This window comes from Vibrio sp., from assembly GCF_038138445.1.
Classification (GTDB): Bacteria; Pseudomonadota; Gammaproteobacteria; order Enterobacterales; family Vibrionaceae; genus Vibrio.
Genome location: NZ_JAYQDQ010000153.1, coordinates 1 through 4544 on the forward strand (window position 1 = coordinate 1; position 4544 = coordinate 4544).

Here is a 4544-nt window from a genome sequence, read left to right on the forward strand (position 1 = left end):
ATCAGTGATTTAATCCTCTAAACGTACACTTTCGTTCCGTTGGACCTCAAACCCCTTTGACGGTGATTTTGAAACGGCGTTATCTCGTTATGTGTATACGCACTGCTCAAATAAGAAAAAGCCGATTTTTTCGGGGATCACTCGACAGGCAGCACGAAATTGGATCAAAGAGATAGAGCAAGCTGGCAAAGTGGCGGGTATGCACTATCCATTGTCGATCTCGCCCAAAGTTTTACGACATAGCTTTGCTATTCACTTGATATTGCATCAAGTTTCATTCAAAAAAGTACAGTCTCTGCTCGGCCACCGTTATGCAAGCTCAACCGATATATACACCCGATTACTATCATGTGACATTAATTTAAATTATGAAATCAAATTTTAGTCACAAAATGAACCTTTTATATAAAAGAATGAAGTTAAAAAATAGAGTAAAATTAAAATAATCAATCAACAAAAAATAACAAGGTAAAAGTAAAATGAATATAAATAAATCAATGCTCAGTGGATTGGCTTTGGCAACGGTGATGGCGCTTTCTGGTTGTTCTGCGGTGTCAACAGCCGTGAAAAAACGTAACCTTGAGGTACAGACACAGATGTCAGAAACCGTCTGGCTCGATCCAGTCGGAGACGACAAGCGAACGATATTTGTACAAGTGCGTAATACCACAGATAAAGATATTGATATTATTGATGCACTAAGCAAAAAATTGACGAACAAGGGTTATCGAGTTATCCAAGATCCAAAAAAGGCTCATTATTGGATACAAACCAACATACTTAAACTCGACAAAATGGATTTGCGCGAAGCACAAGGGTTCTTGTCTTCCGGCTATGGATTGGCATAGGAACGCTCCCACGAACTGTCGCTGAGCCTCTTATTCAACAAGGAAGTTTGAAAAAGATCGCAGACACCCATGATCTTAAGATAGACATACTTTTGGCTTGGAAGCGAAATCAAATGGGTGAAGCAAAGTCATGGTGCATCCAATACCTTAAGAAAAATTGGCCTTTGAACAACCATAACAACTAAAGAGCGTTCTACTCGCTTAATTTTAAAACCATGTCAGCAGTGCCATCCTCGAACTGTACATCTAATTCGAAGCCCAGTTTTTGCGCCAGCATAAGCATGCCTCTGTTGGTTGGCATGGTTACACCAGAAATTTGTTTGGTGCCTTTGTGGCGGCAATAATCGATAATTTTTTGTAGCAACAGTTTTCCAAGCCCCATTCCTTTTAGATCAGAGCGAACTAAGATCGCAAACTCGGCATCAGTATTGTCTGGGTTAAGCAGCGCACGTGATACGCCAATAATTTCGGGGTTCGATTCGGGACTAGCAATGGCAATGAAGGCCATTTCTCGATCGTAATCAATTTGGGTGAGATTGGCTAATGCTTCATGATTGAGTTCGCCAACATCACTAAAAAATCGATTGTATAAGTCTTCTTTAGACACCTTACTCACAAAATGTGCATGGTTAGGTTCATCTTCTGGAAGAATAGGGCGCATAATAATGCTTGAGCCATATTTAAGCTGGACTCTTTCTTCGTACTCAACTGGGTATGGCCTAATTGCTAAGCGTTTTTGGGCTTCTCCCTGACTTTGTTTAAGAGTCATGTCCGCATCAATCACTGTAAACTTGTCACCTGCGGCAAGCAGCGGGTGAATATCTAATTCATAAACTTGTGGGCAATCAACGATCATCTGGGATATTCGCACCAATAATTCAGAAAGCTTGGTAATATCCATAGGTATTGGTAATCGTTGAGGGCGGATCTTTCCTTCCTTGATGGCGCGGGTAACTAAGTATCTTGCCAGCGCCATATTTAGTGGTGGCAAGGCACAGGTCGCATCAATGGATTCGTCCCATTCGGCGCCTCCTTGACCAAGCAGAATAACGGGGCCAAATGTATGATCGGTTTTTACCTTAATGCGGATTTCTTCTCCTCCTGCAAGCTTTGCCATAGCTTGAATCAATAAACCATGTATGTTTGCCGATGGATAATGGACTTCTGCGCGATCGAAAATTGCTTCAGCAGCGCTTGCGACTTCGTGGCGGTTTCGCAAATTGAGCATGACACCTTGGATATCTGACTTGTGTGCAATATCTGGCGATCGCAACTTAACTGCTACAGGGTAGCCAATCTGCTCTGAAATATGGACAGCTTCACTGACATCTGAAGCGAGCCAAGTTGGCAGTACATTAAAGTTGAAAAACTTTAAAAAAGCACCAATCTGATGAGTGTCTAACTCTAGGCTTACGTTATCCTGTAACTTATTCTCAATCCACTGCTTGGCATCACTGAGTTCGCTGACATGCATGGGCTCGGCATTGGTTGGGGTTTCCATTAGTTGTTTTTGATTTCGCCGGTACTCGACTAAATGCATGAAACCAATGACAGCACTTTTCGGGGTTCGATAGGTAGGGATGCCAGCATTGGTAAAAATCTGACGAGCAGGTTTGACTGTATTCTCTCCCGACCAATTAGTCAGTATATTGAAATGTTGCCGGCGAGGGTGCTTGTTTATCGCTTCAACAATAGCTTGAGCGGTTTGTTGATTGTCCGTACTTGCCGACGGACTGTGCATGATGAGTATCGCATCTGCGCAATCGCTATCCATGAGAAGATTGATCGCTTTAATATAACGTTCTTGCCCGGCATCGCCGATTAAATCTATGGGATTATTGTGACTCCAATTGTCAGGCAATACTCCACTGAGCTTATCGATAAGGCTTGGTGGCAGGGAAGCCAACTGACCCCCCTTCATTAATAGTGTATCGACCGCAATGATGGCAGGGCCACCGCCATTAGAAATAATCGCGAGTCTTTCGCCTCGTAACGGAATGGAATGCGTCAAGGTTTCAACGGCAGCAAACAATTCGTGAGAGTTATTAACTCTCAGCATTCCTGAGCGCTGAATAGCAGAGTCGTAGATAATATCTAGGCTATCCAAACCTCCGGTATGAGCCTCAGCAGCGGTACGGCCAGCTTGTGTTCTACCTCCCTTGAGCACTAAGATGCGCCGATTTCGCGAAGCCGCTCGCGCTGCCGACATAAAGCGCCTCGCGTTTTTTATTGTGTCAACGTAGAGAAGTATTGCTTCGGTTTTGGAATCCATGCTTAAGTAATCGAGTAAATCCGCAAAGTCGATATCTAGAGCATTACCCAAAGAAATGATGGCTGAAAACCCGATGTTTTTGTCGTTGGCCCAATCCAATATCGTGGTGCACATCGCCGCAGATTGAGAAACAAACGCGATTTTTCCTCGTTTAGCATTGATGGGAGAACAGGAAGCATTGAGCTTTTCCCATGGCATGATAATACCAAGACTATTGGGGCCTAGAAGATGTGCGCCACTATTTTTGGTAATTTCATCGAGTAATTCGTTGTTTTCTGGGGACAATACATTAGCAGAAAGAACAATGACATGTTTGACCTGTCGAGCAACCAAATCCTGAATTAACGCTTCATTTCTCGAAGCTTTGGTACAAAGAATGGCGACATCAGGCGTGATTGGCAACGAAGCGATATCTGGATAGGCAAATACACCACACACCGATCTATGTTTGGGGGTAACAGGCATGACGACACCTTCAAAACCAGCTTGGAGAAGGTTAGTCATGACAATATTGCCTGCGCTGGTCGGTTTAATCGAAGCTCCTACAACGGCGATTGATTTGGGTTTGAGTAGGGTACTTAGATTATTCATGGCCAGCTTTCCAAATAATTTTTACTACCAGTCTAACGGAGCTAACCGACGAAACCAGAATGAAATAAGTGTTGTTATACGCGGATCACCTGACGCGCATCTGACTTTGTGTATTATGTCACAATGTAGGGGTAGATATTTCCAAAGTGAGCTTGATTATCAGACTTTCTAACGGCATGATTTACAGTAACTTCTACAAAAGGCATGTGAAGAATCCATGAAAAAGATCGCAATAGTTAGCTTACCCTTAGTGCTGTCAGCCTGTGTGTCGAGTGACTATGTCACTGACGTTTCTTCTGAGAGTTACCGTGAAGAATTTAAAACGGCAGCGATACAAGAGCCACTTATGGCAGAAGACGGTATGGGTAATGGCGTCATGGAAGAAGCGACTATGACGGTTAAACCAATGGCCAACAAGGCCAAACCCGCAGTTGCGATAGTGGCGCCAACAGCAAAACAAAAAGCCATGAGTTCAAGGTACGGCTTTACAATCCAAGTGGTCGCAGTGGGCACCCAAACAAAAGTGGACCAGTTTGCTCGTAAACTGCCAAAAGATGGCGAACCTATCTGGGAAAACTATAAAGTTGTCAATGGTACTAAGTGGTATACCATCCTTTATGGTGACTATGCGACGCGAATGGATGCTAAGAAGGCCATCGCTAAGCTGCCCAATGAGCTGCAAGATATGAAGCCTTTCGTAAAAAGTATTGATGCGATTAAAAAGTCGCAGTATCCAACACTCAATAAGTTGAACTAATTATTTCTAAAGGGGGGCATCAGCCCTAATGCCGATCAGTTAAACATTAATCGGCAGATCAATTGAATGATCCCAT

4 protein-coding genes and 1 pseudogene are annotated in these 4544 nt (G+C 43.4%); 4 read left to right on the forward strand and 1 reads right to left on the reverse strand.

Annotation, left to right across the window (positions count from 1 at the left end; translation table 11 throughout):
* Window positions 1-91: 91 nt before the first annotated feature.
* From AAFM34_RS21045 to AAFM34_RS20375, 3 genes and pseudogenes are all read left to right on the forward strand, one after another.
* Window positions 92-385 (forward strand): tyrosine-type recombinase/integrase, encoded by a 294-nt coding sequence (locus AAFM34_RS21045; protein WP_371833289.1) that lies wholly within the window; start codon window positions 92-94, stop codon window positions 383-385.
* Window positions 386-596: 211 nt separating this feature from the next.
* The gene (gene traT / locus AAFM34_RS20370; protein WP_341666017.1) at window positions 597-848 is read left to right on the forward strand and encodes a complement resistance protein TraT; all 252 of its coding nucleotides are present in this window, start codon (window positions 597-599) and stop codon (window positions 846-848) included.
* Window positions 839-1033 (forward strand): annotated as a pseudogene (locus AAFM34_RS20375) (LysR family transcriptional regulator); the annotation flags it as partial. The gene traT and the pseudogene AAFM34_RS20375, both read left to right, overlap by 10 nt.
* 8 nt (window positions 1034-1041) lie before the next feature.
* On the opposite strand, the gene AAFM34_RS20380 reads toward AAFM34_RS20375, so the two are convergent.
* Window positions 1042-3711, reverse strand: coding sequence for a bifunctional acetate--CoA ligase family protein/GNAT family N-acetyltransferase (locus tag AAFM34_RS20380; RefSeq protein WP_341666013.1), 2670 nt, complete (start codon window positions 3709-3711; stop codon window positions 1042-1044).
* A 217-nt stretch (window positions 3712-3928) separates the two neighbouring features.
* On the opposite strand from AAFM34_RS20380, the gene AAFM34_RS20385 reads away from it, so the two are divergent.
* The gene (locus tag AAFM34_RS20385; protein WP_341666015.1) at window positions 3929-4468 is read left to right on the forward strand and encodes an SPOR domain-containing protein; all 540 of its coding nucleotides are present in this window, start codon (window positions 3929-3931) and stop codon (window positions 4466-4468) included.
* Window positions 4469-4544: the final 76 nt, after the last annotated feature.

Coding starts and splice junctions, on each gene's coding strand:
- traT (WP_341666017.1), top strand. CDS start 597: ATGTCAGAAACCGTCTGGCTCGATCCAGTCGGAGACGACAAGCGAACG.
- AAFM34_RS20380 (WP_341666013.1), bottom strand. CDS start 3,711: ATGAATAATCTAAGTACCCTACTCAAACCCAAATCAATCGCCGTTGTA.
- AAFM34_RS20385 (WP_341666015.1), top strand. CDS start 3,929: ATGAAAAAGATCGCAATAGTTAGCTTACCCTTAGTGCTGTCAGCCTGT.